This is a genomic window from Pelagovum pacificum, from assembly GCF_016134045.1.
In the GTDB taxonomy this organism is placed as follows: Bacteria; Pseudomonadota; Alphaproteobacteria; order Rhodobacterales; family Rhodobacteraceae; genus Oceanicola; species Oceanicola pacificus_A.
Genome location: NZ_CP065915.1, coordinates 1,175,619 through 1,202,132, shown reverse-complemented (window position 1 = coordinate 1,202,132; position 26,514 = coordinate 1,175,619). Strand labels below are relative to the sequence as shown.

At 67.5% G+C, this 26,514-nt stretch carries 26 protein-coding genes; 15 read left to right on the top strand and 11 right to left on the bottom strand.

The features are described 5' to 3' along the window. Window positions 1–43 precede the first annotated feature (43 nt). Window positions 44–583, top strand: coding sequence for an adenine phosphoribosyltransferase (locus I8N54_RS06060; RefSeq protein WP_140193413.1), 540 nt, complete (start codon window positions 44–46; stop codon window positions 581–583). A gap of 168 nt (window positions 584–751) precedes the next feature. On the opposite strand, the gene I8N54_RS06055 is transcribed toward I8N54_RS06060, so the two are convergent. The 11 genes from I8N54_RS06055 to coxB form a co-directional block, all read right to left on the bottom strand. Continuing rightward, window positions 752–2,155, bottom strand: coding sequence for an FAD-binding oxidoreductase (locus I8N54_RS06055; RefSeq protein WP_140193414.1), 1,404 nt, complete (start codon window positions 2,153–2,155; stop codon window positions 752–754). 36 nt (window positions 2,156–2,191) lie between these two features. Beyond that, entirely contained in the window at window positions 2,192–3,004 is an 813-nt protein-coding gene (locus tag I8N54_RS06050) for an MBL fold metallo-hydrolase (protein WP_140193415.1), read from the bottom strand. 54 nt (window positions 3,005–3,058) lie between these two features. Further along, on the bottom strand, window positions 3,059–3,643 hold the full coding sequence (locus I8N54_RS06045; protein ID WP_140193416.1) for a GNAT family N-acetyltransferase: 585 nt from the start codon (window positions 3,641–3,643) through the stop codon (window positions 3,059–3,061). Beyond that, window positions 3,643–4,908, bottom strand: a complete 1,266-nt coding sequence (locus I8N54_RS06040; protein ID WP_140193417.1) for a M16 family metallopeptidase — start codon at window positions 4,906–4,908, stop codon at window positions 3,643–3,645. The genes I8N54_RS06045 and I8N54_RS06040 overlap by 1 nt, the downstream gene beginning before the upstream one ends. After that, on the bottom strand, window positions 4,905–6,293 hold the full coding sequence (gene thrC, locus I8N54_RS06035) for a threonine synthase (protein ID WP_140193418.1): 1,389 nt from the start codon (window positions 6,291–6,293) through the stop codon (window positions 4,905–4,907). The genes I8N54_RS06040 and thrC overlap by 4 nt, the downstream gene beginning before the upstream one ends. Continuing rightward, window positions 6,293–6,955, bottom strand: coding sequence for an SURF1 family protein (locus I8N54_RS06030; RefSeq protein ID WP_140193419.1), 663 nt, complete (start codon window positions 6,953–6,955; stop codon window positions 6,293–6,295). The genes thrC and I8N54_RS06030 overlap by 1 nt, the downstream gene beginning before the upstream one ends. Before the next feature lie 118 nt (window positions 6,956–7,073). After that, entirely contained in the window at window positions 7,074–7,874 is an 801-nt protein-coding gene (locus tag I8N54_RS06025) for a cytochrome c oxidase subunit 3 (protein ID WP_140193420.1), read from the bottom strand. Between the two features lie 24 nt (window positions 7,875–7,898). Beyond that, a complete protein-coding gene (locus I8N54_RS06020) occupies window positions 7,899–8,480 on the bottom strand; it encodes a cytochrome c oxidase assembly protein (protein WP_140193421.1) in 582 nt (193 codons plus the stop codon). After that, a complete protein-coding gene (locus tag I8N54_RS06015) occupies window positions 8,477–8,695 on the bottom strand; it encodes a hypothetical protein (RefSeq protein ID WP_140193422.1) in 219 nt (72 codons plus the stop codon). Before I8N54_RS06015 ends, I8N54_RS06020 begins: the two co-directional genes overlap by 4 nt. Before the next feature lie 2 nt (window positions 8,696–8,697). Beyond that, window positions 8,698–9,633 carry a heme o synthase gene (cyoE, locus tag I8N54_RS06010; RefSeq protein ID WP_140193423.1) on the bottom strand — a complete coding sequence of 312 codons (936 nt, stop codon included), beginning with the start codon at window positions 9,631–9,633 and terminating at the stop codon, window positions 8,698–8,700. Window positions 9,634–9,715: 82 nt separating this feature from the next. Continuing rightward, window positions 9,716–10,576: a cytochrome c oxidase subunit II gene (gene coxB, locus I8N54_RS06005; RefSeq protein WP_408635370.1), complete on the bottom strand. Its 861-nt coding sequence runs from the start codon at window positions 10,574–10,576 to the stop codon at window positions 9,716–9,718. 191 nt (window positions 10,577–10,767) lie between these two features. Here coxB and tldD point away from each other — a divergent pair, with 191 nt between their 5' ends. From tldD to I8N54_RS05935, 14 genes are all read left to right on the top strand, one after another. Next, the gene (gene tldD / locus I8N54_RS06000) at window positions 10,768–12,189 is read left to right on the top strand and encodes a metalloprotease TldD (protein ID WP_140193425.1); all 1,422 of its coding nucleotides are present in this window, start codon (window positions 10,768–10,770) and stop codon (window positions 12,187–12,189) included. Beyond that, window positions 12,186–12,662, top strand: coding sequence for a GNAT family N-acetyltransferase (locus I8N54_RS05995; protein WP_140193426.1), 477 nt, complete (start codon window positions 12,186–12,188; stop codon window positions 12,660–12,662). The genes tldD and I8N54_RS05995 overlap by 4 nt, the downstream gene beginning before the upstream one ends. 53 nt (window positions 12,663–12,715) lie before the next feature. Further along, window positions 12,716–13,120, top strand: a complete 405-nt coding sequence (locus I8N54_RS05990; RefSeq protein WP_140193427.1) for a fused MFS transporter/spermidine synthase family protein — start codon at window positions 12,716–12,718, stop codon at window positions 13,118–13,120. An 80-nt stretch (window positions 13,121–13,200) separates the two neighbouring features. Then, complete coding sequence (gene dprA, locus I8N54_RS05985; protein WP_140193428.1) at window positions 13,201–14,340, top strand: DNA-processing protein DprA; 1,140 nt, start codon at window positions 13,201–13,203, stop codon at window positions 14,338–14,340. A gap of 264 nt (window positions 14,341–14,604) precedes the next feature. Continuing rightward, window positions 14,605–17,334 (top strand): type I DNA topoisomerase, encoded by a 2,730-nt coding sequence (topA, locus tag I8N54_RS05980; RefSeq protein ID WP_140193429.1) that lies wholly within the window; start codon window positions 14,605–14,607, stop codon window positions 17,332–17,334. A gap of 182 nt (window positions 17,335–17,516) precedes the next feature. After that, complete coding sequence (locus tag I8N54_RS05975; RefSeq protein ID WP_140193430.1) at window positions 17,517–18,899, top strand: TrkH family potassium uptake protein; 1,383 nt, start codon at window positions 17,517–17,519, stop codon at window positions 18,897–18,899. Window positions 18,900–18,951: 52 nt separating this feature from the next. After that, window positions 18,952–19,647, top strand: a complete 696-nt coding sequence (locus I8N54_RS05970; protein WP_140193431.1) for a CoA transferase subunit A — start codon at window positions 18,952–18,954, stop codon at window positions 19,645–19,647. A 137-nt stretch (window positions 19,648–19,784) separates the two neighbouring features. Then, the gene (locus tag I8N54_RS05965) at window positions 19,785–20,411 is read left to right on the top strand and encodes a CoA transferase subunit B (RefSeq protein WP_140193432.1); all 627 of its coding nucleotides are present in this window, start codon (window positions 19,785–19,787) and stop codon (window positions 20,409–20,411) included. Window positions 20,412–20,516: 105 nt separating this feature from the next. Further along, window positions 20,517–21,200, top strand: a complete 684-nt coding sequence (locus I8N54_RS05960; RefSeq protein WP_198571755.1) for an intradiol ring-cleavage dioxygenase — start codon at window positions 20,517–20,519, stop codon at window positions 21,198–21,200. Window positions 21,201–21,383: 183 nt separating this feature from the next. Further along, window positions 21,384–22,382 (top strand): lysylphosphatidylglycerol synthase transmembrane domain-containing protein, encoded by a 999-nt coding sequence (locus I8N54_RS05955; protein WP_140193434.1) that lies wholly within the window; start codon window positions 21,384–21,386, stop codon window positions 22,380–22,382. Beyond that, window positions 22,382–23,686 (top strand): FAD-binding protein, encoded by a 1,305-nt coding sequence (locus tag I8N54_RS05950; RefSeq protein ID WP_140193435.1) that lies wholly within the window; start codon window positions 22,382–22,384, stop codon window positions 23,684–23,686. The genes I8N54_RS05955 and I8N54_RS05950 overlap by 1 nt, the downstream gene beginning before the upstream one ends. Beyond that, the gene (locus tag I8N54_RS05945) at window positions 23,683–24,414 is read left to right on the top strand and encodes an SDR family NAD(P)-dependent oxidoreductase (protein WP_140193436.1); all 732 of its coding nucleotides are present in this window, start codon (window positions 23,683–23,685) and stop codon (window positions 24,412–24,414) included. The genes I8N54_RS05950 and I8N54_RS05945 overlap by 4 nt, the downstream gene beginning before the upstream one ends. Window positions 24,415–24,455: 41 nt before the next feature. Next, the gene (gene radA / locus I8N54_RS05940) at window positions 24,456–25,820 is read left to right on the top strand and encodes a DNA repair protein RadA (RefSeq protein ID WP_140193437.1); all 1,365 of its coding nucleotides are present in this window, start codon (window positions 24,456–24,458) and stop codon (window positions 25,818–25,820) included. Window positions 25,821–25,844: 24 nt separating this feature from the next. Beyond that, the gene (locus I8N54_RS05935) at window positions 25,845–26,477 is read left to right on the top strand and encodes a CvpA family protein (protein ID WP_140193438.1); all 633 of its coding nucleotides are present in this window, start codon (window positions 25,845–25,847) and stop codon (window positions 26,475–26,477) included. Window positions 26,478–26,514 lie beyond the last annotated feature (37 nt).

Here is a 26,514-nt window from a genome sequence, read left to right as displayed (position 1 = left end):
TTCGGGACAGGGTTAACCCTGTCAGCGAAAAGGAGCCGCCCCGATGCCAGATACCCGAACGGTCAGGGATTACATCCGAACGATCGTCGATTTCCCGCACGAGGGGATCCTTTTCCGGGACGTGACGACGCTGTTCGCCGATCCGCGGGGTTTCCGTATCGCCGTCGACCAGTTGCTGCACCCTTCTGCAGGCCTGCGCATCGACAAGGTTGCGGGCCTCGAGGCGCGCGGCTTCATCGTGGGCGGCGCCATGGCGCACCAGCTTTCGGTCGGCTTCGTCCCGATCCGCAAGAAAGGTAAACTGCCGGGCGCAACCATATCGGAGGCTTATCAACTCGAATACGGCGAAGCGGTGATGGAGTTGCACGACGACGCCATCGAACCCGGCGAGCGTGTTCTTCTGGTCGACGATCTGCTTGCCACGGGTGGCACCGCAAGCGCTGGCATTAACCTTCTGGAGCGGCTCGGGGCGGAGGTCGTGGGCTGTGCCTTCATCATCGACCTGCCAGAGCTTGGCGGGCGCAAAGTCCTCGAGGCCAAGGGAATGGAAGTGCACGCACTTTGCGCGTTCGAAGGCCTCTGATCACGGCAAACACCCCGCCCCCGGTCCGTTTTGGACCTGCTCCGACAGACAGAGCGAGAGGGACGGGGCAACTGTGCACCTTGAGGGGACTCGAGGCAGCTCCAGCCGTAATTTCACAATCGCCCCAGTTGCTTAACAAATCGTCAACGGCTGACTGGCGAGCACCTTTCACGTCTCAAGGATAACGCCCGGATTAAGGATGCCCTGCGGATCCAGCGCCTGCTTGATCGCCCGCATCATCGACAGCTTGGTTGGGTCGGCGTAGCGGGCCAGATCCTCGACCTTGGCACGACCGATTCCATGCTCGGCGCTGATCGACCCTTCCATCTCGTGCACGAGATCATGAATGGTGCGCTTCACCTCGGACTGCTGGTTGGCGTATTCTTCCCGCTTCCGGCCCGGACCGGGGAAGACATTGTAATGAAGGTTACCGTCGCCGAGGTGGCCGAAGCAATTGATCCGCATGTCACCCAGCTTCGCGATCCGGCGGCGACCTTCTTCGATGAAGTGAGGGATGCTCGACAGCGGGATCGAAACGTCGTGCGACGAGATCGAGCCGGTGCGCCGGTTTCCTTCGGGGATCGTCTCGCGCATCGTCCAGAATTCCTGGCGCTGCGCCTCCGACCGGGCGATGACGCCATCGTAGGCGAGGTCGGCCTCCACCGCGGCTTCGAACAGGGTTTCAAGTGCCTCGTCAGGCGATAGACCAGCGGGCAGACCGAGGTCGATCAGGACCATCCAGTCGGGCTGTTCGGCGAAAGGCGTGCGGACTTCGGGGCCGGATTCCGCCAGAAAATCAAGACCCTGCCGGTGCATCAGCTCGAACGCGGAGACGCCTTCCGCCACCTGACCCTGAACGAGCGCCAACAGGTCGAGCGCGGCTTGTGGTGAATGGACGGCAAAGATGGCGGCACCTTCGACGGCGGGGCGTGGCATCAGCCGCAGGCTCGCGCCGGTGATGATGCCGAGCGTGCCTTCGCTGCCGATCAGCAAATCCTTCAGATCGTAGCCGGTGTTGTCCTTGCGGAGCCGCCCGAGCCCGTTCCAGACCGTGCCGTCGGCAAGCACGGCCTCAAGCCCGAGCACCTGCGCGCGTGCATTGCCATAGCGGAGAACGTTAACGCCCCCCGCGTTGGTGCCGAGCAAGCCGCCGATCCGGGCGGAGCCCTCGGACGCGAGCGACAGCGGAAACAGGCGATCCACGTCGGCTGCAGCTTTCTGGACATCGGCGAGGATGCAGCCCGCATCGGCGACGAGAACGTTTTCGGTGAGGTGCAGCGCCCGGACCTCAGACATCCGCTCGAGGGACAGGATCACGGGTTTCGCCCCGCTCTCCATGATCTGACCGCTGACGAGGCCGGTGCCGCCACTGTACGGCACCACGGGCACCGCGGCCTCGTGACAGGCACGCAGGAGGCGAGAGACCTCATCGGTGGAGCCCGGCGCAATCACGCGGCCCTTGCCGTGATATCGGCCACGCGGCTCTTTCAGGTAGGCTTCGGTCGTCTCCCGGAAGGCGGCGTCGGGAAGGTCGAGGCGGGACAGGAAGTCGTCATCGGCATCGTTCAGCATGGGGAGGACAATGCACCGACAGGTGTCCGGTGCAAGTCACTCGTCCGAAAGAAGACGCGGTTCCAGCACCATGATGGTCGGCATGTCGGGCAGCGTGCGCAGCGACACGGTGAGTTCGTTACCGGACACGCGTTCGATTGCGAACTGGCCGTCCATGTCGTCAAGGAACCGGTCGAGCGTGGCGCGACCGAACCAGTGCATCGGGATCACGACGGAGGAGCGGAATCGCTCGATGATACTGACCATGGTCGGCAGGTCGACCGTCAGGCCGCCATCGACGGCAGCCATCACGACGTCGAGGCGACCGATCGCGGCGTACTGCTCGGACGTCGGTTCATGGTGAAGATGGCCGAGGTGGCCGATGCAGAGGCCGGCGGCCTCGAATACGAAGATGGAGTTTCCGTTGATCCGCTCCCCCATGCCCGAGCGCGTGTTGGTATGGACGTTGCGAACCAGCATTTCCTCGAGATCGAGGTGATGGCGCTGCGGATTTTCGACGGTGCCCCAGCCTTCGAGGATGTGAGGGATCTGCTGGTCGGGAAGCGCGGTCCAATGGCTGCTGTGCGCGTTGTTCATGGTTACCACGTCCGGCACGACCCGGGCCGGGCCGATCCAGCCGTTGTAGTCGGTGATGGCGGACAAGCCGCCCTCCGTCTGGATCAGGAACTGGGAGTGATCGATGTAGGTGATCCGCACGGAGTCGCCCGGCACCGGATCGGTGTAGGCGGCGGGGATGACCTCCAGCCCGTGAACGTTTTCGACGAGGGATATGCAGTGGGACATCCGCCCCTCCTGCGCGAGGGCGGAGCCGGTGGCGAGGCTGAGGGCGAGGCTGAGGAGATGGCGCATGACCAAAGGTTAAGCGAGTCGGCGCCGCCCCCGTGTTCGCATTCGCGTGAAGTGTCAGCCGACCTCGGTCTTGCCGCGCCGGTCGCTGCGAAGATTGGCGTAGAGCACATGATTGCGCCAGCGGCCATTGATCTGGAGGTAGCTCTGCGCGACGCCCTCGTACTTGTAGCCGCACTTCTCGAGCAGCTGGCGGGAGGGTGTGTTCTCGGGCAGGCAGCCGGCCTCGATCCGCGAGAGGTCGAGGACGTGGAAGGCGTGGTGAACGACCGCTTCGATTGCTTCCTGCATGTAGCCCTGCCGCGCATGGGGCTGGCCGATCCAGTAGCCTGTGGTGCCCGCCTGCGCGGGCCCGCGCCGTATGTTGGAGAGCGTGATCGCGCCGAGCAGGGCCTGATCGCTCCGCCGGATCAGGAAGAGCGGGATCTCCGTGCCACCGGCGATCGCCCGCTGGGCCCAGTAGACACGGTTCGTAAAGGATTTGCGCGTAAGGTGATCGTCAGCCCAGGTCGGTTCCCACGGTTTCAGGAAGTCGGCGCTGACGCGGCGGAGGGTCGACCAGGGCGTAAAATCGGCATGTTGCGGCGGGCGTAAGGTCAGGCGCTCTGTTTCCAGGCGGACCTTGCGACGCACCCTCAGCATCACGCGGCAAAACGCTCGCGCAGGGAATCGAGGCTCGGGGCAGTCTCGATCGGCCCGTAAAGCGCGAGGGCGGTGCCCGCCTGCCCGGCCATGTGGGCGGCGAAGTCGTGGACGGCGGTGCGGGTGACGCCGTCGATGCGTTCGACGGTCTCGTCGATGGTCGGCACGCGGCCCCAGATGGAGATCATCCGCGCCAGCCGTTCGGCGCGGTTGGACGGGCTTTCGAGCCCCATGAGCATCCCCGCCTTCATCTGGGCGCGGGCACGGGCGATCTCGGGCTCCGTCAGTGTGTCGGCGGCCTTCTTCATCTCGTCGATGGTGAGGTGGGCCAGCGACTCGATCTGATCGGCGGCGGTGCCGGCGTAGATCGTGGTCAGCCCGGCATCGGCATAGGCACCGGCCTGCGCGAAGATCGTGTAGCAGAGGCCACGGTTCTCGCGCAGTTCCTGGAACAGGCGGGAGGACATGCCGCCGCCAAGCGCCGTGGCATAGACCTGCGCCGTGTAGATCGCCGGGTCGCGGTAGTCCGGCCCTTCGAGGGCAAGCGCGAAATGCACCTGCTCAAGGCGTTTGTGCTCTCGGCGTTCGCCCCCGCCGAAGATCGCGGGCTCGGTCTGGAAGTTGATGTTCACCGGATCGAGGTGGCCGAACAGGCGCTCCGCCTCGCGGCAGAGGTGATCGTGATCGACCTTGCCCGCCGCGGCGAGGATCATCTGCCCGGGACCGTAATGTTCGCCGATGAAGCCGGTCAGGTCCTGCCTGCCGAACTGGCGCACCCGCTCCGCCGGGCCGAGGATCGAACGGCCCATCGGCTGATCGGGATAGGCCACTTCCTGCAGCCAGTCGAAGACGATGTCGTCCGGCGTGTCGAGCGCCTGACCGATTTCCTGCAGGATCACGCCGCGCTCCACCTCGATCTCGCGCTCGTCGAAGACCGGGTTGAGGAGGATATCCGCGATCAGGTCGAGGCCGAGGTCGACATCCTCTTCCAGCACGCGCGCGTAGTAGGCCGTCATCTCGCGGCTGGTGTAGGCATTGATGTAACCGCCGACGTCCTCGATCTCTTCGGCAATCTGCAGCGCGCTGCGCCGCTTCGTGCCCTTGAAGGCCATATGTTCGAGGAAGTGGGCGATACCGTTCTGGTCCGCCCGCTCGTGCCGGCCGCCTGCATTGATCCAGATCCCGAGCGAGGCTGACTTCATGCTCGGCATCAGTTCGGTGACGATACGGAAGCCGTTGGAAAGCGTATGGGTCTGGACGGTCACTTGGAAATGCGGTCCCTGATAAGCTGCTGAAGGGCACCGAGGTCGTTCTCGACCTCCGTCACCCGTTCCGGCCTGTCATAGAGATCCGACATGCGGGATGGAAGAGGCGGACGTATGCCGGTCGCTTCTTCCACGGCGTCAGGGAACTTTGCGGGATGCGCCGTGGCGAGCGTAATCATGGGCGCGTCGCCCGCCTTGCGCTCTGCCACGTCGAGGCCGACGGCCGTGTGCGGGCAGACGAGTTCCCCCGTCTCGGCCAGGGTCGTCTGGATCCGCTGGAGCGTCGCGCTTTCGAGCGTCATGCCGGAGCCGAGCACCTCGGTCAGGGCTTCGTGCGCGCCCTGGCTGATCTTGAACTGGCCGTGGTCGCGCATGTCATCCATCAGCTGGCGCACGGCGTTGCCGTCGCGCCCGTAGGCGTCGAACAGCGCGCGCTCGAAGTTGGAGGACACCTGGATATCCATCGAGGGGCTGTAGGAGGGCGTGACGTCCGTGGCCTGGTAGAGACCGGATTTCAACGCGCGGTTCACCACGTCATTCTGGTTGGTTGCGGCATAGAGCCGGCCGAGCGGCAGCCCCATCCGGCGCGCGATGCAGCCGGCGAAGATGTCACCGAAGTTGCCGGTCGGCACGGTGACGTCGATGGTGCGATGCGGCGCGCCGAGCGTGGTCGCGGCGGTGAAGTAGTAGACGACCTGCGCGAGCACCCGCGCCCAGTTGATCGAGTTCACGCCGGCGAGCCGCACGCCGTCGCGAAACTCGTGATCGTTGAACATGTCCTTCAGCCGCGCCTGGCAATCGTCGAAATGCCCGTGGAGCGCGAGGGCATGGACGTTGTCCTCCACCGGGGTGGTCATCTGGCGGCGCTGCACTTCGGACACCCGGCCGTGCGGGTAGAGGATGAAGACATCGACGTTGGGCAGGCCGCGGAACGCCTCGATCGCGGCGGAGCCGGTGTCGCCGCTGGTGGCGCCGACGATCGTGATCCGCTCGCCAGAGCGCTGCAGCGCGGCCTGCATCAGCTGGCCGATCAGCTGCATCGCGAAGTCCTTGAAGGCGAGCGTCGGGCCATGGAACAGCTCAAGCAGGAACTGGTTCGGGCCGAGTTGCTTCAGCGGTGCGCGGGCGGGATGGCCGAAGCCGGCGTAGGCCCTGGCGATCAGGTCCTGCAGTTCCGACTCGGTGAAGGCATCGGCGACGAAGGGGCGGATGACGCGGAAGGCGGCTTCTTCGTAGGGCAGTCCGGCGAGCGCGGCGATATCGGCGGCGGACATGGTGGGCACGTCCTCGGGCACGTAGAGGCCACCGTCGCGGGCGAGGCCGGTCATCATCGTGTCCTCGAAGCCGAGTGCGGGGGCGGCTCCCCTCGTCGAGACGTAGCGCATCACTCTTCCTTCTTCCGTAGCGTCCGGACGACGAGATACCCCGTCATGCCCGCCCATACGAGGGCCAAAAGGAACCATGTTATCGCGTATTCGAGGTGATCGTTCTTGATCCCTTCGGTGCCGACCGGCAGCGGGACCGTGGGGATGGTCGGGGAGAACGACCGGCCGATCAGCATCACCGGCTCGGTGTCGAGCGCTTCGGCCATCGCCGCGACGTCACGCACGAACCAGAGGTCGCCCTCGGGCTCCGGGGTCCAGCCGTCGCGCTCCTGCGGCCAGTGCAGGTTGCCGACGACTTGCAGCGCTTCCTCGGGAATCCTGGGGTCGTCCTGAAGTTCAACCCAGCCGGCGTCGAGCAGGATCGTCCGATCGCCCACCTCGAAGGGAACGATGCGCCGATAGCCGGCCGAGAGGCCGGAGGGCGTGACGAGCACCCGGAGCCCCTGCCCCGTGACCTGACCGTCCGTCTCGACCGGCAGGTAGCGGTCGGCCTCGGGGTCGATGTCGGAGGGGAGCGGCACGGGGTCGGCGGCGATGGTTGCCTCGATCTCGTCGAGGATCGCGGTCTTCCACTCGAGCCGCTGGATCTGCCAGACGCCGAGCGCGATGAGGATCGCGCAGCCACCAAGGCCGTAGAGGATCGGGAAGATCAGCCGCCGCATGGTCGATGCCCCTGCCGTGTGTTCGTCTCAGGACGGAAAAAAGCGGCGTCGACGCCGCTTTTCACGCGATATCAAGGATCGCGAGGGAAGGCCCGTCACTGGGCCTTCCGCGCCGGGATCAGCCGCCCCAGACGTAGACGGCGACGAACAGGAACAGCCAGACGACGTCCACGAAGTGCCAGTACCAGGCTGCCGCTTCGAAACCGACGTGGCTTTCCTTGGTGAAGTGGCCGGCCATCACCCGCATCAGGCAGACGAAGAGGAAGATCGTGCCGATGATGACGTGCGCGCCGTGGAAGCCCGTCGCCATGAAGAAGATGCCGCCGTAGACGTTGCCGCCGAAGCCAAAGGCCGCGTGGCTGTATTCGTAGGCCTGGAAGACCGAGAAGATCGCGCCGAGCACGATGGCGAGGATCAGGCCCCACTTGATGTCGTCGCGGTTGTCCTCGTGAACAAGCGCGTGGTGCGCCCAGGTCGCCGCGGCACCGGAGCAGAGCAGGATCAGCGTATTGATCAGCGGCAGGTGCCAGGGGTCGAAAGTCTGGATGCCTTCCGGCGGCCACACACCGTCGACGCGCGGGCTCTCGGGGCCCATCGGGTACATGGCGTTCTTGAAGAAGGTCCAGAACCAGACCACGAAGAACATCACCTCGGACATGATGAACAGGATGAAGCCGAGCCGGAGGCCGATCCGCACCACCGGGGTGTGATCGCCGGCCTGGTTCTCGATCACCGTTTCGCGCCACCAGCCGAACATCGTGTAGGCGACGGCGACGAAGCCGATCAGGAAGATGACCGGCCAGCTGCCGTGCATCCAGAGCACGGCTCCGACGAGCATGACGAGCGCACCGACCGAAGCGATGAGCGGCCACGGAGACGGGGCCAGGATGTGGTAGTCGTGGTTCTTTTCATGGGCCATGTCGTCGTTTCCTGCGAACGGTCGTTAATTGCCGGTGTCGAGGGCGGCCTGCTCGTACGTCTCGGGCAGGTCGATCTCGTTGAAGGTATAGCTCAGCGTGATGGTGTGAATATACTGCCCTTCGCGGTCGTCCACGATATCGGGGTCGACGTAGAAGCTTACGGGCATCATCACGGTCTCGCCGGGCTCGAGCACCTGCTCGGTGAAGCAGAAGCAGTCGATCTTGTCGAAGAAGGCGCCGGCATCGTAGGGCGCGACGTTGTAGGTCGCCTGCCCCGCGATCGGGTGGTCGGTCGGGTTGGACGCCTCGTAGAAGGCGAGGCCCGTCTCGCCGATCTTCAGCTCCATCTCGCGCTGCGCCGGCTTGAAGGTCCAGGGCATGCCCTTGGCCAGGCTGCCGTCGAAGCGGATGGTGATCGTCTCGTCCAGCACGCGGTCGCTGCCGCTTTCCGCGACGTTTGTCGCCCCGCCGAAGCCCGTGACCCGGCAGAACCAGCTGTAGAACGGCACGGCCGCCCAGGCGAGCGAACCCATAGTCAGCACGACCGCCAGCGCGCCGAGCGCGGTGCGGGTGTTGGCGTCCTTGGAAAGCCACCAGCGTTTCATTGACGGGCCTCCTCTGCCGCTTCGATGGCGGCCGGTTCGATCTGCGGGCGCGCGACGTGGTCGAAGCTCTCCATCTGGGAGATGTCGCCAAGCGACAGGACCTTCACGACGGTGAGCCCGAAGATGATCGCGACGAATCCAAGCAGCAGAAGTCCCACACCGGCGTTCTTCGTCCGGCGGCGCTGGTGGAGTTCGTGTTCGACGTCGAGTGCCATGGTTACCACCCCCCGTAGCCGAGCGCCGCGAGGCCGGCCTCTGCGCCGAGCGCGGCAAAATGCAGGAACAGGTAGTAGAGCGATTGTTTGAACAGGCCCTTCTCGGCCGCGTAACTGTCGGCCTCCGCCATAGTCTCATCCCGGCGGGCGACGGCGACGGCGCCGATCACGAAGCGGGCGTTCAGGATCACGGCGGCGGCGAGGTACAGCGGCCCGCCGATCGAGGTGAAGCCGAGGCCGATCGCGACGGGCGCAAGCAGCAGCGAGTAGGCCAGCACCTGGCGGCGGGTCGCGGGGCGGCCTTTCGCCTCGGTCATCATCGGGATGCCGGCGTTGCCGTAGTCGGATTTCACGAACAGGGCGAGCGCCCAGAAGTGCGGCGGCGTCCACATGAAGATCAGCGCGAACATCAGCCACGCCTCGAGGCTGACGCCGCCCGTGGCGCAGACCCAGCCGAGCAGCGGCGGGAAGGCCCCGGCGGCACCGCCGATCACGATGTTCTGCGGTGTCGAGCGCTTCAGCCACATCGTGTAGACGACGGCGTAGAAGAAGATGGTGAAGGCGAGGATGCCGGCGGCGAGCCAGTTGGCCGCGAGGCCGAGCAGCACCGTCGAGAAGCCCGACAGCGCCAGGCCGAGGGCCAGCGCCTCTTCCTTGTTGACCCGGCCCGAGGGGATCGGGCGACCGGCAGTCCGGCGCATCCGGGTGTCGATGTCGGCGTCCCACCACATGTTCAGCGCGCCCGAAGCCCCTGCCCCGACCGCGATGCAGAGGATCGAGACGAAGGCGATGAACGGGTGCACGTGGACCGGTGCGACAACGAGCCCGATGAACGCGGTGAACACGACGAGCGACATCACCCGCGGTTTCAGCAGGGCGAAATAATCGCCGAGCCCGGGCTCCTGAGTGCTGACGTCCTGTGCGCTGAGGTCGGTCATCGGTGTCCTTCGGGTCGGACGGGGCACGGCCCCGTCCTGTGGTTGATCGTCGAGGGTAGGATGGGGCGGGGCCCCATCCCGCTTACGCCGGGAACTCTTCGCGGGCGTATTCGAGCCAGGCGTCGTAGTCCTCCTGGCTGACCACCTTTACGGTGATCGGCATGTAGGCGTGGTCCTTGCCGCAGAGCTCGGAACACTGGCCGAAGTAGATGCCTTCCTTCTCAGGGGCAAACCACAGCTGCGCGAGGCGGCCCGGCACGGCGTCCTGCTTCACCCCGAAGGCCGGGATCGTCCAGGAGTGGATCACGTCCGACCCGGTGACGTCCATGACGACCGTCGCGCCGACCGGCAGGATCACCGCGTTGTCGGTGGCGAGCAGCCATTCGTCCTCGGAATAGCCGGCGGCCTCGAGGTTGGCGATGATCTCGTCGTTGAGGTTGCCCTGTCCGGTGCCGATCAGGCGGCTTTCGAAGTAGATCTCTTCATCGGTGTACTCGTAGCTCCAGTACCACTGGTAGCCGGTCACCTTCACGTGGATATCGCCCTCGGGAATTTCCTGCTGGTCGAACAGAACCGGCAGCGAGAAGGCCCCGATGAACACCAGGATCACGATCGGCACGATGGTCCACGTGATCTCCAGCGGAGAGTTGTGCGTGAAGGTCGCCGGGTTCTTGTTGGCGCGGGAGTTGAACCGCAGGATCACCCAGGCGAGCAGGCCCATCACCAGCAGCGTGATCGCCGTGATGATGATGAGCAGCATGCCGTCGAGCCGGTGAATCTGCGTGGCGAGGTTGGTCCCCGCCTCCTGGAAGCCGACGCCGCTGGCATGCGGTGCGCCGATGATCTCGAGCTCGCCGAAATCCGGTGCCTCCTGGGCGTACGCCGCGACCGCGGCCATGCTGGAGACGGCGGTGAGCAGGCCCCGTTTCGCGAGAGTCATCATCTTCATCTGCAACCCTGTTCCCTCATGCGTGCCCGGCCGGTCGGGGCACGCGCTTGCGACTCCGGCAATGCCCGGAATCCCGTTGTATCCGGCTCGGGGTTTCCCATATCGTGCCCCGACACTCAAGAAGGACTGTTGCGGCAATGTGCCTCTTCTTGATCCTGATCATGGCAAATCCGAAGGACTGACGCATGGCAGACGCTCCGTTCCGCCCGTTCGAGACGGCTCTCGACCAGGACACCGCCCTCGCCCTCGTTAGAGAGGCGACCGCCGGTGCCGATGACGGGGAGCTATTCCTCGAGCGCAAGCGGTCGGAAACCCTGAGCTTCGACGACGGCCGGCTGCGGAACGCCAGCTACGACGCCTCCGAGGGGTTCGGGCTCCGCGCCGTCCGGGGGGAGGCCGCGGGCTACGCCCATTCGACCACCATCGACGAACACGCCCTGCGGCGCGCGGTCGCGACGGCCCGGCTCGCCGTCGGCGATGGTGGCGGCACCCTTGCCGGCCCGCCCGCCGGCACCAATCGGACACTCTATACTGACGCCGACCCGATGCTCGACGCCGCCTTCCCCGGCAAGGTCGACCTGCTGCGCGAGATCGACGCCTTCGCCCGTGCGCTTGACCCGCGCGTCGTGCAGGTCTCGGCCGCGCTGGCCGCCTCGCACCAGGAAGTGGTGATCCTGCGGCCCGAGGGCACTCTGGTCACCGACATCCGCCCGATGGCGCGGCTGAATGTCTCGGTCATCGTCGAGGACGGCGGTCGCCGCGAGTCCGGCTACACCGGCGCCGGCGGGCGCACCGGGCTGCTTGGCCTGATGTCGCCAGACTTCTGGCAGGACGCCACCCGCGAGGCGCTGCGGATCGCGCTCGTCAACCTAGAGGCGGAGCCTGCCCCCGCCGGGGTCTTCGACGTCGTGCTCGGCCCCGGCTGGCCCGGTATCCTGCTGCACGAGGCGATCGGTCACGGGCTGGAGGGCGATTTCAACCGCAAGGGCACCTCGGCTTTCGCCGGCCTGATGGGCCAGCAGATCGCCGCGAAGGGCGTCACCGTGCTGGACGACGGCACGATCCCCGACCGGCGCGGCTCGATCACCGTGGACGACGAGGGCACGCCCTCGCACAAGACGACGCTGATCGAGGATGGCAAGCTGGTTGGCTACATGCAGGACCGCCAGTCCGCCCGTCTCACCGGGGTGGAGCCGACCGGCAACGGACGGCGCGAAAGCTACGCCCACATCCCCATGACGCGGATGACCAACACCTACATGCTGGCCGGCGACGCGACGCCGGGTGATCTGCTGACCGACGTGAAGGACGGCATCTACGCCGTCGGCTTCGCCGGGGGGCAGGTCGACATCACCAACGGCAAATTCGTCTTCTCCTGCACCGAGGCGTACCGCGTGAAGGACGGCAAGGTTGGCCGGCCCGTGAAGGGCGCGACCCTGATCGGCGACGGCGCAACCGCGCTGCAGAAGATCCGGGGCGTGGGCAACGATCTCGCGCTCGATCCCGGCATCGGCAACTGCGGCAAGGCCGGCCAGTGGGTGCCGGTCGGTGTCGGCCAGCCCTCGCTGCTGATCGGCGGCCTCACGGTCGGCGGCTCGGGCGGGTGATCCCCCGTCCCGCCACGCCGGGCGAACTCGACGCGCTCGCCGAGCTCTGGTTCGACGGGTGGCGCGACGCGCATCTCGACCACGTTCCGGCTGAGCTGACCGCCCTGCGCACCCTCGAGGACTTCCGCGCCCGGCTTGCGCGGATGCCAGACACGGTGCGTGTCACGGGCCCCGAGGGCGCGCCGACTGGCTTCTGCGCCGTGCGGGACAACGAGATCTACCAGCTCTTCGTCGCGGCCGGGGCGCGCGGCACCGGGGCCGCCGCCGCGCTGATCGCCGATGGCGAGGCGCGCATCGCCGCGGCAGGCCACCGGGAAGCAATGCTCGACGTCGTCGAACAGAACGCCCGGGCCCGGCGCTTCTACGAACGCTGCGGCTGGCAGGTGCGCGGCCGCGAGTTGCGGACGGTCGACACCTCGGCCGGCGGCTTCGAGATGGAGCTGGTCGTGATGGTCAAGCCGCTCGCGCCGTGAGCAGGGCTGTGGGCTGGCCCGCTGTCCGGACCCGTCGGGGAGGACACCGCTTCGTGCGGCGGAGCGACATCTTCATCGCGATCCTCCTCGCCTTCGCCGCGCCGCTGGGGCTCGCAGTCGCGACCTCGTGGGTGCCCGGTCTCGTCGGCGTCACCTCGGTCTTCTTCCTCGCCAGCTTTCCCGCGATCCTGCTCGTGCCGCTGGGCATGGGGGTCGGGCTGCTGGCGATGTCCCGGGGCCTCGCCGGCTGGGCAAGCGCACTGCTTGGCGGCGCACTGGCGGGCTGGCTGTTCCTGTTCATCGTCGGCAGCGTAAACACGCTCGGTGAAGCGCGCGAGACGGGTCTGGCGATGCGCGCCCTGATCTGCCTGATCGGCAGTCCCTACGGGATGGTCTACGCGATACTCCTGTGGCTCGTCCTGCGCTGGCGCCGGCCCGAGGCGGTCGCGCCCCGCTGATGGGATATGCAACCTAAAGTTGTTAACTGGCTGTTAAGACCGTCACCATAGAGTCCGAGTCGCATCAGGCGGAGCACGGGATGACCGGGGACGAACACTCTTCCACTCACCCCCCACTCCCACCCACCACGGAAGACGACCGGTTCGACCGGCTTCGCCTGCTGCGCTCTCGCCGGGTCGGCCCGGCAACCTACTGGCGCCTACTGTCGGAACATGGCGGCGCCTCCGCCGCGCTCGATGTGCTGCCCTCCCTGGCACAACGGGCCGGCGTGAACGACTATTCCCCCTGCAGCGCAGAACGCGCCCGGGCGGAGCTCGAAGCCGGGCGCAGGCTCGGCGCGAAGCTGCTGTTCCGGGGAGAGGCGCCCTACCCGCCCCTGCTGGCGGAGCTCGAGGATGCGCCGCCGATCCTCTGGATGCGCGGCCGCGCCGATCTGCTGGATCGGCCGATGCTGGCCATGGTCGGGGCACGCAACGCCTCCTCTCTCGGCACCCGGATGGCCCGTGGCCTCGCCGGCGAACTCGGCGCGGCGGGATACACGCTCGTCTCCGGTCTGGCGCGCGGGATCGACGCGATCGCCCATGATGCCGCGCTGCCGACCGGAACCCTGGCCGTGGTGGCGGGCGGCGTGGACGTGATCTATCCGTCCGAGAACGCCGCCTTGCACGAACGGATCGCGACTGAGGGCGTCATCCTGTCGGAACAGCCGATCGGCCTCGCCGCGCAGGCGCGGCACTTCCCGGCGCGCAACCGGATCGTCTCGGGGCTCTGCCCCGCGACCATCGTGGTCGAGGCGGCGGCGCGGTCGGGCAGCCTCATCACGGCACGCACGGCGCTCGACCAGGGGCGGGAGGTGTTCGCGGTGCCAGGCCACCCGCTCGACCCGCGCGCCTCCGGCTGCAACGCGCTGTTGCGCGACGGGGCGACGCTGGTGCGAAACGGGTCCGACGTGATCGAGGCGCTGGCGCCGCCGCAATCGCGCCCCGCACAAACCGACATGGTGCTGGAGCCGACGGAGCCGCCGCGCCGGCCGCTGCGCCGGGTCGCGGGCCTGCACCGGCGCATCCTCGACCGGCTCGGCGCCGCGCCGGTGGCCGAGGATCAGCTGATCCGCGATCTGCGCGCACCGTCGCGGGACGTCGGATCAGCCCTCACGGAGCTCGAACTCGACGGCGCGATCACCCGTCAGCCGGGCGGCCTTCTGGCGCGGTCGATGTGACGGGAGCACGGCCGGCTTGAGGTGCGGGACCGGGCCATGCATGCCGGTCACGGCAACGTGTGAACGAAGGGCACGTAGCGGCCGGAGGGGCAAAACCGCCCCCGATTGTCCCCCTCGGGCCGTCGAGGCGGGACGGCGGGCGGGGCGATGCCGCGCCGGCAGGCGGCGGCGAGCGCCGACTGCCGGAGCCCCTGCATTGACAATCCGCGAAGCCCGCCCACATGTTGCGCCGCCAGCGCCCCGGCGCTCAGCAAAGGAGTCCCCATGCCCGTCGTCGTCGTCGAATCCCCGGCCAAGGCCAAGACAATCAACAAGTATCTGGGATCCGACTACACGGTGCTCGCCTCCTATGGACACGTCCGCGACCTGCCGCCAAAGGACGGATCCGTCGATCCCGACTCCGGATTCGAAATGAAATGGGAGGTCGGTAGCGACAGCCAGAAGCACGTCCGGGCCATTGCCGACGCGCTGAAGACCGACAACGCGCTGATCCTCGCCACTGACCCCGACCGCGAGGGAGAGGCGATTTCCTGGCACCTGCAGGAAGCGCTGACCAAGCGGCGCTCCATCAAGAAGGACACCGCCGTCAGCCGCGTCACCTTCAACGCCATCACCCAGAAGGCGGTGACCGAGGCGATGCAGAACCCGCGCGACATCGACGGCGATCTGGTCGAGGCCTACCTCGCCCGCCGCGCGCTCGACTACCTCGTCGGCTTCAACCTCTCTCCCGTGCTATGGCGCAAACTGCCCGGCGCGCGCTCCGCCGGCCGGGTGCAGTCCGTCTGCCTGCGCCTCGTCGTCGAGCGGGAGATGGAGATCGAGGCCTTCAAGCCTCGCGAATACTGGTCGGTGAAGGCGACGCTCAGCACACCGCGCGGCCAGACCTACGAGGCCCGGCTCGTCACGCTCGCCGGCAAGAAGTTGGACCGCTACGACCTGAAGGACGAGACGCAGGCCGAGATGGCCGTGCAGGCGATCACATCGCGCGAACTGCATATCGACAGCGTCGAGGCGAAGCCGGGCACCCGCAACCCCTCGCCGCCCTTCATGACCTCGACCCTCCAGCAGGAGGCGTCGCGCAAGTTCTCGATGGGTGCGCGGGCCTGCATGAACGCCGCGCAGCGCCTCTACGAGGCCGGCCACATCACCTACATGCGGACCGACGGCATCGACATGGCGCCCGAAGCGGTTCACGCCGCCCGCGACGCGATCGCCGCCAAGTTCGGCAAGGACTACGTCCCCGACCAGCCGCGCATGTACAAGAACAAGGCGAAGAACGCGCAGGAAGCCCACGAGTGCATCCGCCCGACGGACATGATGAAGTCCGCCGAGGATCTGCGATTGTCGGAATCCGACCAGCGCCGGCTCTATGACCTGATCTACAAGCGCACCATCGCCAGCCAGATGGAAGCTGCCCGGCTCGAGCGCACCACGGTCGAGATCGCGAGCCGCGACCAGCAGGTCGGTCTGCGCGCCACCGGACAGGTCATCCTGTTCGACGGCTTCCTCGCTATCTACGAGGAAGGCCGCGACGACATCTCGGCCGACGATGACGACAAGCGCCTCCCGGCCCTCACGCAGGGCGAGGCTGCGAAGTTCGCGGACGGTGGCCTGCAGGCCGACTTCGACAAGTCGACCCAGCCCGACAGCGTGGTCGACCCCGGCGATGCCGGCAAGCCGGACGGTATCCGCCGGAACGGTGCCGCCCTGCTGTCGGGCAACGGCGCGGTGCTCGGCAGCCAGCACTTCACCCAGCCGCCGCCCCGCTACACCGAGGCGACGCTGGTCAAGAAGATGGAAGAGCTCGGCATCGGCCGTCCCTCCACCTACGCCAGCGTGCTGTCGACGATCGAGGACCGCGAGTATGTCCGCAAGGACAAGGGCCGCCTCATCCCCGAGGACAAGGGCCGCATCGTCACGATCTTCCTGCTGAATTTCTTCCGCAAATATGTCGGCTACGAGTTCACCGCCGAACTGGAAGAAAGCCTCGACGATGTCTCCGGCGGTCGCGGTGACTACAAGGAACTGCTGGCGACCTTCTGGCGCGATTTCCACAAGGCGATCGAGGAGACGTCCGATCTGCGGATCTCCGAGGTGCTGGACGTGCTCGACGACGCGCTTGCGCCGCAGCTCTATCCGCCGCGCGAGGACGGCACGGATCCGCGCGAATGCCCGCTCTGCGGCGAGGGCCGTCTGCATCTGAAGACCTCGCGCACCGGCGGCTTCGTCGGCTGCTCGCGCTACCCGGAGTGCCGCTACACGCGCCCGATCGGTGGCGACGCCGCCGAGCAGGGCGACCGCGTCCTCGGCGAGGATGACGGCGACGAGATCAGCCTGCGCTCCGGCCGCTTCGGGCCTTACGTGCAGCGCGGGGAAGTGACCGAGGAGAACAAGAAGCCCAAGCGCGCGAGCCTGCCGAAAGGCTGGGCTCCCGACGACATGGACCTCGAGAAGGCACTGACTTTGCTGTCCTTGCCGCGCCAGATCGGCGCCCACCCCGAGGACGGCGCACCGATCACGTCGAACTTCGGCCGGTTCGGGCCCTACATCATGCACAAGAAGCCGGACGATCCGAAGCCGGTCTATGCCAACCTCAAGGACCCGAACGACGTCTTCGAGATCGGCATGAACCGCGCGGTTGAGTTGCTGGCGGAAAAGCGCGCCAACCCCGGTCGCGGGCGCAGCGCCGCGAAGGCGCTGAAGGAGCTCGGCGAACATCCCGACGAGGGCGGGCCGGTGAATGTCATGGAAGGCCGCTATGGGCCCTACGTGAAGTGGGAAAAGGTGAACGCCACGCTGCCGAAGGACACTGACCCGGACAGCGTCACGATGGACATGGCCGTTCAGCTCATCGCGGAGAAGTCGGCCAAGAAGGGTGGCGCCAAGAAGAAGGCGCCCGCCAAGAAGGCCGCGCCGAAGAAGACGGCGGCCAAGAAGACCACCGCCGCGAAGAAGACGACCGCGACGAAGTCCACGGCAGCCAAGAAATCCTGACCCGGGAGGCGCTTGCCGGCGCCTTCCCGAGCACTTTTCGAGGGGCTGGCGAGGCCGTCGCGACGCCACTTTTCGGCGATTGACTCTGCCCGGGCGGAGGCGCAGATTCGATCTTGGAAGCTTGACTCAACAAGGACGTCGCCGGCGCCATCCGCGCCAATCGACCTTTTCCAGATACCCCCATGACACACCCCGACACTGGGGATGCGCCGCTGCTGCAGGACGAGCCTGCGGTAACCGCGTCCCGTCTCGCGAGGATCGGCGGCCGCCCCGCGACCGCGCTGCTCGCCGGCTACTCCATCTACATCCTTCTGGGTACGCTCGTTCTGCTTTTGCCGCTGTCGCGAGTCCTGCCCGTCTCCCCTCTCGATGCTCTGTTCATCGCGACCTCCGCCGTCTCGACGACGGGGCTGGTCACCGTGGATCCCGGCACGACCTTCAGCCTGTTCGGCGAAATCGCGATCCTGCTGATGATCCAGGTCGGCGGGCTCGGCTACATGACCATCGGCTCTGTCGCGCTCCTGACGTTCCAGGAGCGGCTGTCGGCGCCGCGCGAGGCCCTGACCCGCACCGCCTTCGACTTGCCTGGTGAAATCAAGCTCGGCGCATTTCTGCGTGCCGTCGTCCTGTTCACACTGACGATCGAAGCGCTCGGCGCGGCGGCGCTCTATCTGATGTTCAAGGGCGCGGGCGTCGCCGATCCGGGCTGGTCGGCCTTGTTCCACGCGGTGTCGGCCTTCTGCACGGCCGGGTTTTCGCTCTTTCCCGACAGTCTCGAGCGGTTCTCCGGGCATCCGGGGGTCCTGCTCGTGGTTTCCGCGCTCAGCCTGTTCGGGGCGATGGGCTTTCTGATCGTGGTCGACGTCTGGCGCGCCCTGCATAAGCGGCGCGCGCGGCTCGGCTTCACGACACGGATCATCGTGCGGGTCACGGCCGCGCTGATCGCGATCGCGACGCTGCTGCTCTTCGTCGCCGACCCCGCGATCGCCGCCCTGCCCTTCGGAGAGCGTATGCTCGCGGCGTTCTTCCAGTCGATGACGGCAGCCACGACCGTCGGCTTCAACTCCGTGCCCATCGGCGGCCTTTCGGCGGCGATGCTGATGGCGCTGGTGATCCTGATGGTGATCGGCGCTTCGCCTGCAGGGACCGGTGGCGGGATCAAGACAACCGCCTTCGCCACGCTGGTCGCGCTGGTGCGCGCCACGCTCCGTGGCAAGCGCGGCGCCGCGCTCTGGGGCCATCGCCTGCCGGACGAGAAGGTGCGGATCGCCGCCGCAACGCTCGCCTACTATTGCACCGTGATGTGCGTCGCCCTGCTGTTGCTCTTGATGACCGAGAGTGGCGCCGCCTTCGAGGCGGTCCTGTTCGAGACGGTTTCGGCCATGGGCACCGTCGGACTTTCGGCCGGCCTGACGGGGGACCTGACTCCGTGGGGCAAGCTGATCCTGATCGTGCTGATGACCGCCGGGCGGCTCGGCATCCTCACATTCGGGATCGCGATCACCCGGTTCCGGCCCGAGCACCTGTGGGTCGCGGAGCGGGCCGAGCATCTCTCGCCGCGTTGACTTGGCCGTGGCCTCGCGTAGGTTCGAGCGCACAACTCCAGCGAGGATGCAGATGCAGAAAGTCTACGGAACCGCCGCGGAGGCCCTCGACGGGCTGCTGCATGACGGAATGCTGATCGCCGCGGGGGGCTTCGGCCTGTGCGGCATACCCGAGCTTCTCATCAAGGCGATCGTCGACAGCGGCGTGAAAGACCTCACCGTGGCCTCCAACAATGCCGGGGTGGACGATTTCGGGCTCGGCCTGTTGCTACAGACGCGCCAGATCAAGAAGATGATGTCCTCCTACGTGGGCGAGAACGCGGAGTTCATGCGCCAGTACCTCTCCGGCGAGCTGGAGCTCGAGTTCAACCCGCAGGGCACGCTGGCGGAGCGGATGCGCGCCGGTGGCGCCGGCATCGCCGGCTTCTACACCAAGACCGGCTACGGCACGCAGATCGGCGAAGGCAAGGAAGTGAAGGAGTTCGACGGGGAACACTACATCCTCGAGCGTGGCATCTTCGCCGACGTCTCCATCGTGAAGGCCTGGAAGGCGGACGAAACCGGCAATTGCGTGTTCCGCAAGACCGCCCGCAACTTCAACCCGCCCGCCGCGATGTGCGGCAAGGTCTGCGTCATGGAGGTCGAGGAGATCGTGCCCGTCGGCACGCTCGACCCCGACAACATCCACCTGCCCGGCATCTACGTTCACCGCCTGATCCAGGGCGAGCATGAAAAGCGGATCGAGCAGCGCACGGTCCGTGCGGCCTGAGACGGATGGCACCGGGCGCGCCGCACGGGGCCACCCGACGCGCAGCCCGAGGAACTGCCCCCGCCGCACCCGGCGGGCTCCAGATGAAACAGCGCCGCGCCCCGGATGGTCGGCAATGAAGCGAAAGAGGTGAACTGATGCCCTGGGATCGCAACCAGATGGCCGCACGCGCGGCACAGGAGCTTGAAGACGGCACCTACGTGAACCTCGGCATCGGCATCCCGACGCTGGTGCCGAACTACATCCCCGAGGGCGTGAACGTGACGCTGCAGTCCGAGAACGGGATGCTCGGCATGGGGCCCTTCCCGATCGAGGGCGAGGAGGATCCCGACCTCATCAATGCCGGCAAGCAGACCATCACGGAGCTGCCGCACACCGCCTATTTCGACAGCGCAATGTCGTTCGGCATGATCCGCGGCGGCAAGATCGCGATGGCGATCCTCGGCGCGATGGAAGTGGCCGAGAACGGCGACCTCGCCAACTGGATGATCCCCGGCAAGCTGGTGAAGGGCATGGGCGGCGCGATGGACCTCGTCGCCGGCGTGCGGCGCGTCATCGTCGTCATGGACCACCAGAACAAGGCGGGCGAAAGCAAGCTTCTGAAGGCCTGCACCCTGCCGCTGACCGGCACCGGCGTCGTCAACCGCATCATCACCAACCTCGGCGTGCTCGACGTCGTCGAGGGCGGTCTGAAGATCGTGGAGACCGCAGACGGCGTGACCGAGGACGAGATCCGCGCCGCGACCGAGGCGACGATCGTCTGACACCGACATCACGGTTGCGCCAGACCGTCGCAATGTTTCGCGCAACGGCGACCGAAATGGCCCTGTCGAACGTATAAGGATCATCTGACCGAAGGATGATCGACCATGAACCGACGCCATGTGCTGAAGACACTCGCCATGTCGCCCTTGCCGCTATCGCTCTCCGCCCGGGCCTGGGCGGAGGAGGCCGCCGGCAGCGCCGGCCTGATCACTGCGGCCGTCTGCACGCTGACGCCCGAGACGACCGCCGGTCCATACTACTACGACCCCGGCCTCGTGCGCTCCGACATCACCGAGGACCGCGAGGGCGTGCGGCTGGAGCTCTCGCTGCAGGTGGTCGGAGCCGATTGCGAGCCGATCTCCGGCGCGCGTGTCGATGTCTGGCATTGCGATGCGCAGGGCAACTACTCGGGCTATGTCTCCCAGGGGTCGGACCGGACACTGGACACCAGCGGCCAGAGCTTCCTGCGGGGCATACAGCAGACCGACCGCGACGGCGTGGCGACGTTCCGGACGATCTATCCGGGCTGGTATCGCGGGCGCACGCCGCACATCCACTACATCGTCTACCTCGACCGGCAAACCGTTCTGACGAGCCAGCTTTTCTTCGACGACACGATCAGCGACACGATCTACGGCAGCGTCGACAGCTACAGCCGGGGTGAACCGCGCAACGTCACGAACCGGGCGGACGGGATCGCGCGCCGAGCGGGGAACGGGGCGTATGCCTCCGTCGCGCGTCGGGCGGACGGGCTGGCGGCGGGGTTGGTCGTGGGTGTGGCGGCGTAGGGTGCGCGCTTGATGCGCACCCCGGACAATATGGGGTCGGGTGCGCATCGAGCGCGCACCCTACACAGACCGTCGGCGTACGGTGTGCAGCCGATACGACATCGCGCCAAACCCCGCAAAATCGTTTCCGTTTGCGCGACAACGCCATGATCCTGCCCAATTCCGTCTCTAATCCGGCAGGCAATGAGAGAGCCCCTGCCCCATGACGTGCCGGCCCCGCCGGTGCCCGAGTCCACCAGCCGGAGGTGGCGCGACATCGCGCTGCTCGGCGGGCTGTTCGTGCTGGTCATTGCGGGCCTTGCCGGGCTCGCCGCCGCGACTGGCTGGGAGGAAACCCGCGCCCAGCTGATGAAGCTCGGCCTGCCGCAGGTGATCGCGCTGCTGTCGCTCAGCCTCGTGAACTACGTGCTGCGCGGGCTGCGCTGGCATCTCTTCGCCCGCCGCCTCGGGCTCGACACGCGGCTCGGGCAGAACATGCGCCATTTCCTCGGCGGCTTCGCGATGTCCGTCACCCCCGGCCGGGTGGGAGAGCTGATCCGAATGCGCTGGCTGCGCCGCGAAACAGGCTGGGCCGTGGAGCGCACGGCGCCGCTCGTCCTCGTCGACCGGGCCTCCGACCTGTCCGCGATGGCCGTCCTGCTCGCCGCCTCCGTCGCGCTGTCGGCGAGCAACGTCACGCTCGGCCTTCCCGTCGCGCTCGCCGCGCTTGCCGCCGGCTGGATGGCGACACGGCCGAAGCTGGTCGCGGGGATCGCCACGCTGATCTACCGCGCGACCGGGCTGAAGCCGCGCCTGATGGCGCGCGCCCGCGCCGCGGCCCGATCGCTCGCCGCCTTCACGACGCTGCCCGTCGCGGCGGGAAGCCTCGCGCTCGGCCTGATCGGCTGGGCGGCGGAAGGTGTGGCATTCGATCTGCTGCTCGGCTGGATGGGCGCCGACATCGGGCTGGCCAAGGCGCTCGCCATCTTCACCTTCGCGACGCTCGCGGGTGGCCTGACCGGCGCGCCGGGCGGTGTCGGCGGGGCGGAAGCGGCGATGGTCGCGCTCCTGTCGCTGGAGGGCGTGCCGCTCGAAGTGTCGCTGCCCGCGACAGCGATCATCCGGGTCACCACGCTCTGGTTCGCGATCGGCATCGGGCTGGTGGTCTTCCCGCTGGCGGAACGGCAATCGGCGAGGGTCTGATGCGCTGGAAAGAGATGGATTACGCCGGCTGGGGCCGCGCGCTGAGCGCCCACGGTCACGTCGCGCGCCCCGAGAGGTCGCGCGATCTCAAACCGCTCTCGCTCGAAGGGCCGGCGATGGGCAATCGCCGCTCCTACGGGGACGCGGCGCTGAATGGCGGGGGGCGGATCACCGACATGACGCGGCTCGACCGGATCCTGTCCTTCGACGAGACGACCGGCATCCTCGAAGCCGAGGCCGGCATCATGCTCGGCGAGCTGGCAGAGGTCTTCGCGCCGCGGGGCTGGCTGCCGCCGGTCATGCCGGGCACCGGGTTCGCGACGCTCGGCGGGGCGATTGCGATGGATGTCCACGGCAAGAACCACCACGGCGCCGGCTCCTTCGGCGCGCACGTTACCGAAGTCACGCTGGTCGGACCGGCGGGCGAGCAAGCTGTCACACCAGAGGACCTGCCCCTGTTCCGCGCGACGCTCGGCGGCCTCGGCCAGACCGGGATCATCGCACGGGCGAAGATCGCCATGAAGCGCTGCAAGGGCGACATCATGATGGTGACCGAGCGGCGGGCGAAGGACTGGGACGACCATATCGCCCTGCTTGACGGGTCCGAGGCGACCTATGTCGTCGGCTGGATCGACGCCACCGCGACGGGTGCCGCGCTCGGGAGGGGCATCGTCGAGGAAGGCGAGACCGGGCCGGGCCTCGTCCCCAAGCCGAAACCCTCCCGCAAGGTGCCGTTCGATGCGCCGGGCTTCGCGCTCGCCCCACCCATCGTGAAGGGTTTCAACGAGCTCTACTATCGCCGCGTGCCGAAGTCGGGCCGTACCGTCGTGCGCCCCATCGGCAAGTTCTTCTTCCCGCTCGACAAGGTGCACGACTGGAACCGGCTCTACGGCAAGCGCGGCTTCCACCAGTTCCAGTGCGTCGTGCCGCTCGCTGCCGTGGGCGTGCTGCGCGACATGCTGGAGAAGATCGCCGCTTCCGGCCTCGCCTCCCCGCTCGCTGTGCTGAAGCGGATGGGTGCGGGCCGCGCCGGGCATATGTCCTTCCCGATGGAGGGCTACACGCTCGCCGTCGATTTCCCGAACCGCGACAAGGCCGTGGCCCTCATCGGCGAGCTCGAGGCGATGACCGAAGCGGCTGGTGGGCGGCTCTACCTCGCCAAGGACTCGCTGGCGGACGGCGCGCGCATCAAGGCGATGTATCCCGAACATGCCGACTGGCTGGAGCAGGTGCGCGCCCGCGACCCGGACGGGCTCTACCTCACCGACATGGTGCGGCGTCTGGACCTGAGGAGCGACGCATGAGCGAGACCTGGATCATCCTCGGCGCGACCTCGTCGATCGCGCGGGTCATGGCGCGGCGGCTGGCCGGGCGCGGTGCGCACCTGCTGCTCTGCGGGCGCGACCATGCCGACATGCAGGCGACGGCCGCCGACGCGCTGGCGCGCGGCGCGGCGGGCGCGGAAGTGCACGGCATCGACGTGCGCAATCCCGATACGTTCGCCCCGGTGATCGCCGCCGTGAACACGCTGGACGGCCCGGTCAACGTCGCGGTCTTCGTCGGCTCCATGCCGGAGCAATCCGAGATCGACGCCGATCCGGCGCTGATCGACGGCACCATCGCCGATAGCCTGACCGGCCCGGCGCGGTTCCTGCACGAGATCGCGCCGCTCCTGGAAGAACGCGGCGGCAGCATCGCCGGCGTCGGCTCCGTCGCGGGCGACCGGGGGCGCGTGACGAACTATGTCTACGGCGCCGCGAAGGCGGGCTTCGCCGCCTATCTCTCCGGCCTGCGCAACCGGATGGCGCGCAAGGGCGTGCACGTCATGACGGTCAAGCCCGGCCCGGTCGACACGGCGATGACCTGGGGCATGAAGATGCCGCTGATGACCACGCCCGAAGCAGTCGCGGACGCGATCCTCAAGGGCCTCGCCCGCAAGCGGAACGTGATCTACACCGCGGGCATCTGGCGGCCGGTGATGATGGTGATCCGCGCGGTGCCGGAGCCGATCTTCAAGAAGACGAGCTTCTGACCCCCGTTGCCGAGGCCGCCGTTTCGCGGCATTGAGCCGGCATGGCCAAGTCCCCCTCCTTCGTCTGTACCGCCTGCGGCGCCACCACCTCCAAATGGTCCGGCCGGTGCGAAACATGCGGCGCCTGGAACACCATCGAAGAGGTGAAACCGCTCTCCGACGGGCCGGGCGGCAAGGCGCTCGGCAAGTCACGGGGCACGCCGCTGACGCTCACCGACCTGTCGAGCGCCGAGAAGGAACCGCCGCGCACCGTCTCCGGCGTGACCGAGCTCGACCGCGTGCTCGGCGGGGGGCTGGTGAAGGCGAGCGCGGTGCTGGTCGGCGGCGATCCGGGGATCGGCAAGTCGACCCTGCTGCTACAGGCCGCCGCCCGCTTCGCGCGGGGCGGCATGAAGGTGATGTATATCTCGGGCGAAGAGTCGGCCGGCCAGATCCAGATGCGCGCCCAGCGCCTCGGCCTGACCGAAAGCCCGGTGCAGCTCGCCGCCGCCACCAACCTGCGCGACATCCTCACCACGCTCGAGGCGGAGGCCCCCGACCTCGCGGTGATCGATTCGATCCAGACGATGTGGCTCGACACCGTCGACAGCGCGCCCGGCTCCGTCAGCCAGGTCCGCTCCGCCGCGCATGAACTGACGAGCTTCGCCAAGCGGCGGGGGATCTCGATGGTCCTGGTCGGCCACGTGACGAAGGAAGGCCAGCTCGCAGGCCCTCGCGTGGTCGAGCACATGGTCGACACGGTGCTCTATTTCGAGGGCGAGCGCGGCCACCAGTTCCGGGTGCTGCGCGCCCACAAGAACCGCTTCGGCCCGGCCGACGAGATCGGCGTCTTCGAGATGACCGGTCGCGGGCTGATCGAGGTGAAGAACCCCTCTGCCCTGTTCCTGTCCGAACGGGGCGAGCCCGCGCCGGGATCGGCCGTCTTCGCCGGGATCGAGGGCTCCCGCCCGGTGCTCTGCGAATTCCAGGCGCTGGTCGCGCCCTCCCCCACCAGCCAGCCGAGGCGCAGCGTGCTCGGCTGGGACGGCGGGCGGCTCGCGATGATTCTCGCCGTGCTCGAAAGCCGCTGCGGCGTCGCCTTCGCCGGTCTCGACGTCTACCTGAACGTCGCGGGAGGCCTGCGCATCTCCGATCCCGCCGCCGATCTGGCCGTCGCGGCTGCGCTGATGTCCGCCCGTGAGGACGCGGCGCTGCCCTCGGATGCGGCGATCTTCGGCGAAATCAGTCTCTCCGGTGCCATACGTCCCGTCGCCCAGACCGAAAACCGGTTGAAGGAAGCGCAGAAACTTGGTTTTACGCAGGCCATCCTGCCGCAGGCCCGGAAACGGGGCGGCGAATCCGGTCTCGAGTTGCGCCACATGGCCGACCTGCCCGCGTTCGTCGAAGCCCTGTTCGGCGAGCGGTAAAAGAGACAGGCGCGAGGGTACGGAATGGAAGGCTTTACGGTCGTTGACGCGGTGGTTGCCGTTGTCATCGTGCTCTCTGCGTTGCTGGCCTATTCACGCGGGCTCGTCCGCGAACTGATGGCCATCGCGGGCTGGGTTGCCGCAACGGTGCTCGCCTTCATCTTTGCCGACCAGATCCAGCCGATGATCCGGTCGCTGCCCGTGGTCGGCGATTTCATCGGCGATTCCTGCGAACTGTCGATCATCGCTGCCTTTGCCGCGGTCTTCGCGGTGGCGCTGCTGGTGGTGTCGCTGTTCACGCCGCTCTTTTCCTCCGTCATCCAGCGGTCGCGGCTCGGCGGACTGGACCAGGCGCTCGGCTTCCTGTTCGGCGTGGCGCGCGGTCTTCTGCTCGTCGCCGTCTGCTTCTTCCTCTACGACACCGTGTTGTCCGCGCAGGACATCGCGATGATCGACGACAGCCGCGCGGCGCGGGTCTTCGGCCAGTTCACCGGTGAACTGGAAGAGCAGGACCCCGAAGCCGCGCTCGGCTGGGTCACGACGCAGTACGAGCAGCTTGTCGGCGAGTGCGGCACGCCGGCCGAGCCGGTCGAGGCCGACCTTCCCCCGTCGGACGAAGGCCCGACCCTCGACGAGATCGACGAACAGCAGCAATGATGGGAGGCCGGGCGCTGGCCCGGCCCCGTCACAGGAT

What these genes read in the sequence shown, in the direction of transcription:
- I8N54_RS06060 (WP_140193413.1), top strand. Translation starts at nt 44, where the DNA reads ATGCCAGATACCCGAACGGTCAGGGATTACATCCGAACGATCGTCGAT.
- I8N54_RS06055 (WP_140193414.1), bottom strand. Translation starts at nt 2,155, where the DNA reads ATGCTGAACGATGCCGATGACGACTTCCTGTCCCGCCTCGACCTTCCC.
- I8N54_RS06050 (WP_140193415.1), bottom strand. Translation starts at nt 3,004, where the DNA reads ATGCGCCATCTCCTCAGCCTCGCCCTCAGCCTCGCCACCGGCTCCGCC.
- I8N54_RS06045 (WP_140193416.1), bottom strand. Translation starts at nt 3,643, where the DNA reads ATGCTGAGGGTGCGTCGCAAGGTCCGCCTGGAAACAGAGCGCCTGACC.
- thrC (WP_140193418.1), bottom strand. Translation starts at nt 6,293, where the DNA reads ATGCGCTACGTCTCGACGAGGGGAGCCGCCCCCGCACTCGGCTTCGAG.
- I8N54_RS06030 (WP_140193419.1), bottom strand. Translation starts at nt 6,955, where the DNA reads ATGCGGCGGCTGATCTTCCCGATCCTCTACGGCCTTGGTGGCTGCGCG.
- I8N54_RS06025 (WP_140193420.1), bottom strand. Translation starts at nt 7,874, where the DNA reads ATGGCCCATGAAAAGAACCACGACTACCACATCCTGGCCCCGTCTCCG.
- I8N54_RS06020 (WP_140193421.1), bottom strand. Translation starts at nt 8,480, where the DNA reads ATGAAACGCTGGTGGCTTTCCAAGGACGCCAACACCCGCACCGCGCTC.
- I8N54_RS06015 (WP_140193422.1), bottom strand. Translation starts at nt 8,695, where the DNA reads ATGGCACTCGACGTCGAACACGAACTCCACCAGCGCCGCCGGACGAAG.
- cyoE (WP_140193423.1), bottom strand. Translation starts at nt 9,633, where the DNA reads ATGACCGACCTCAGCGCACAGGACGTCAGCACTCAGGAGCCCGGGCTC.
- coxB (WP_408635370.1), bottom strand. Translation starts at nt 10,576, where the DNA reads ATGATGACTCTCGCGAAACGGGGCCTGCTCACCGCCGTCTCCAGCATG.
- tldD (WP_140193425.1), top strand. Translation starts at nt 10,768, where the DNA reads ATGGCAGACGCTCCGTTCCGCCCGTTCGAGACGGCTCTCGACCAGGAC.
- dprA (WP_140193428.1), top strand. Translation starts at nt 13,201, where the DNA reads ATGACCGGGGACGAACACTCTTCCACTCACCCCCCACTCCCACCCACC.
- topA (WP_140193429.1), top strand. Translation starts at nt 14,605, where the DNA reads ATGCCCGTCGTCGTCGTCGAATCCCCGGCCAAGGCCAAGACAATCAAC.
- I8N54_RS05975 (WP_140193430.1), top strand. Translation starts at nt 17,517, where the DNA reads ATGACACACCCCGACACTGGGGATGCGCCGCTGCTGCAGGACGAGCCT.
- I8N54_RS05970 (WP_140193431.1), top strand. Translation starts at nt 18,952, where the DNA reads ATGCAGAAAGTCTACGGAACCGCCGCGGAGGCCCTCGACGGGCTGCTG.
- I8N54_RS05965 (WP_140193432.1), top strand. Translation starts at nt 19,785, where the DNA reads ATGCCCTGGGATCGCAACCAGATGGCCGCACGCGCGGCACAGGAGCTT.
- I8N54_RS05960 (WP_198571755.1), top strand. Translation starts at nt 20,517, where the DNA reads ATGAACCGACGCCATGTGCTGAAGACACTCGCCATGTCGCCCTTGCCG.
- I8N54_RS05955 (WP_140193434.1), top strand. Translation starts at nt 21,384, where the DNA reads ATGAGAGAGCCCCTGCCCCATGACGTGCCGGCCCCGCCGGTGCCCGAG.
- I8N54_RS05950 (WP_140193435.1), top strand. Translation starts at nt 22,382, where the DNA reads ATGCGCTGGAAAGAGATGGATTACGCCGGCTGGGGCCGCGCGCTGAGC.
- I8N54_RS05945 (WP_140193436.1), top strand. Translation starts at nt 23,683, where the DNA reads ATGAGCGAGACCTGGATCATCCTCGGCGCGACCTCGTCGATCGCGCGG.
- radA (WP_140193437.1), top strand. Translation starts at nt 24,456, where the DNA reads ATGGCCAAGTCCCCCTCCTTCGTCTGTACCGCCTGCGGCGCCACCACC.
- I8N54_RS05935 (WP_140193438.1), top strand. Translation starts at nt 25,845, where the DNA reads ATGGAAGGCTTTACGGTCGTTGACGCGGTGGTTGCCGTTGTCATCGTG.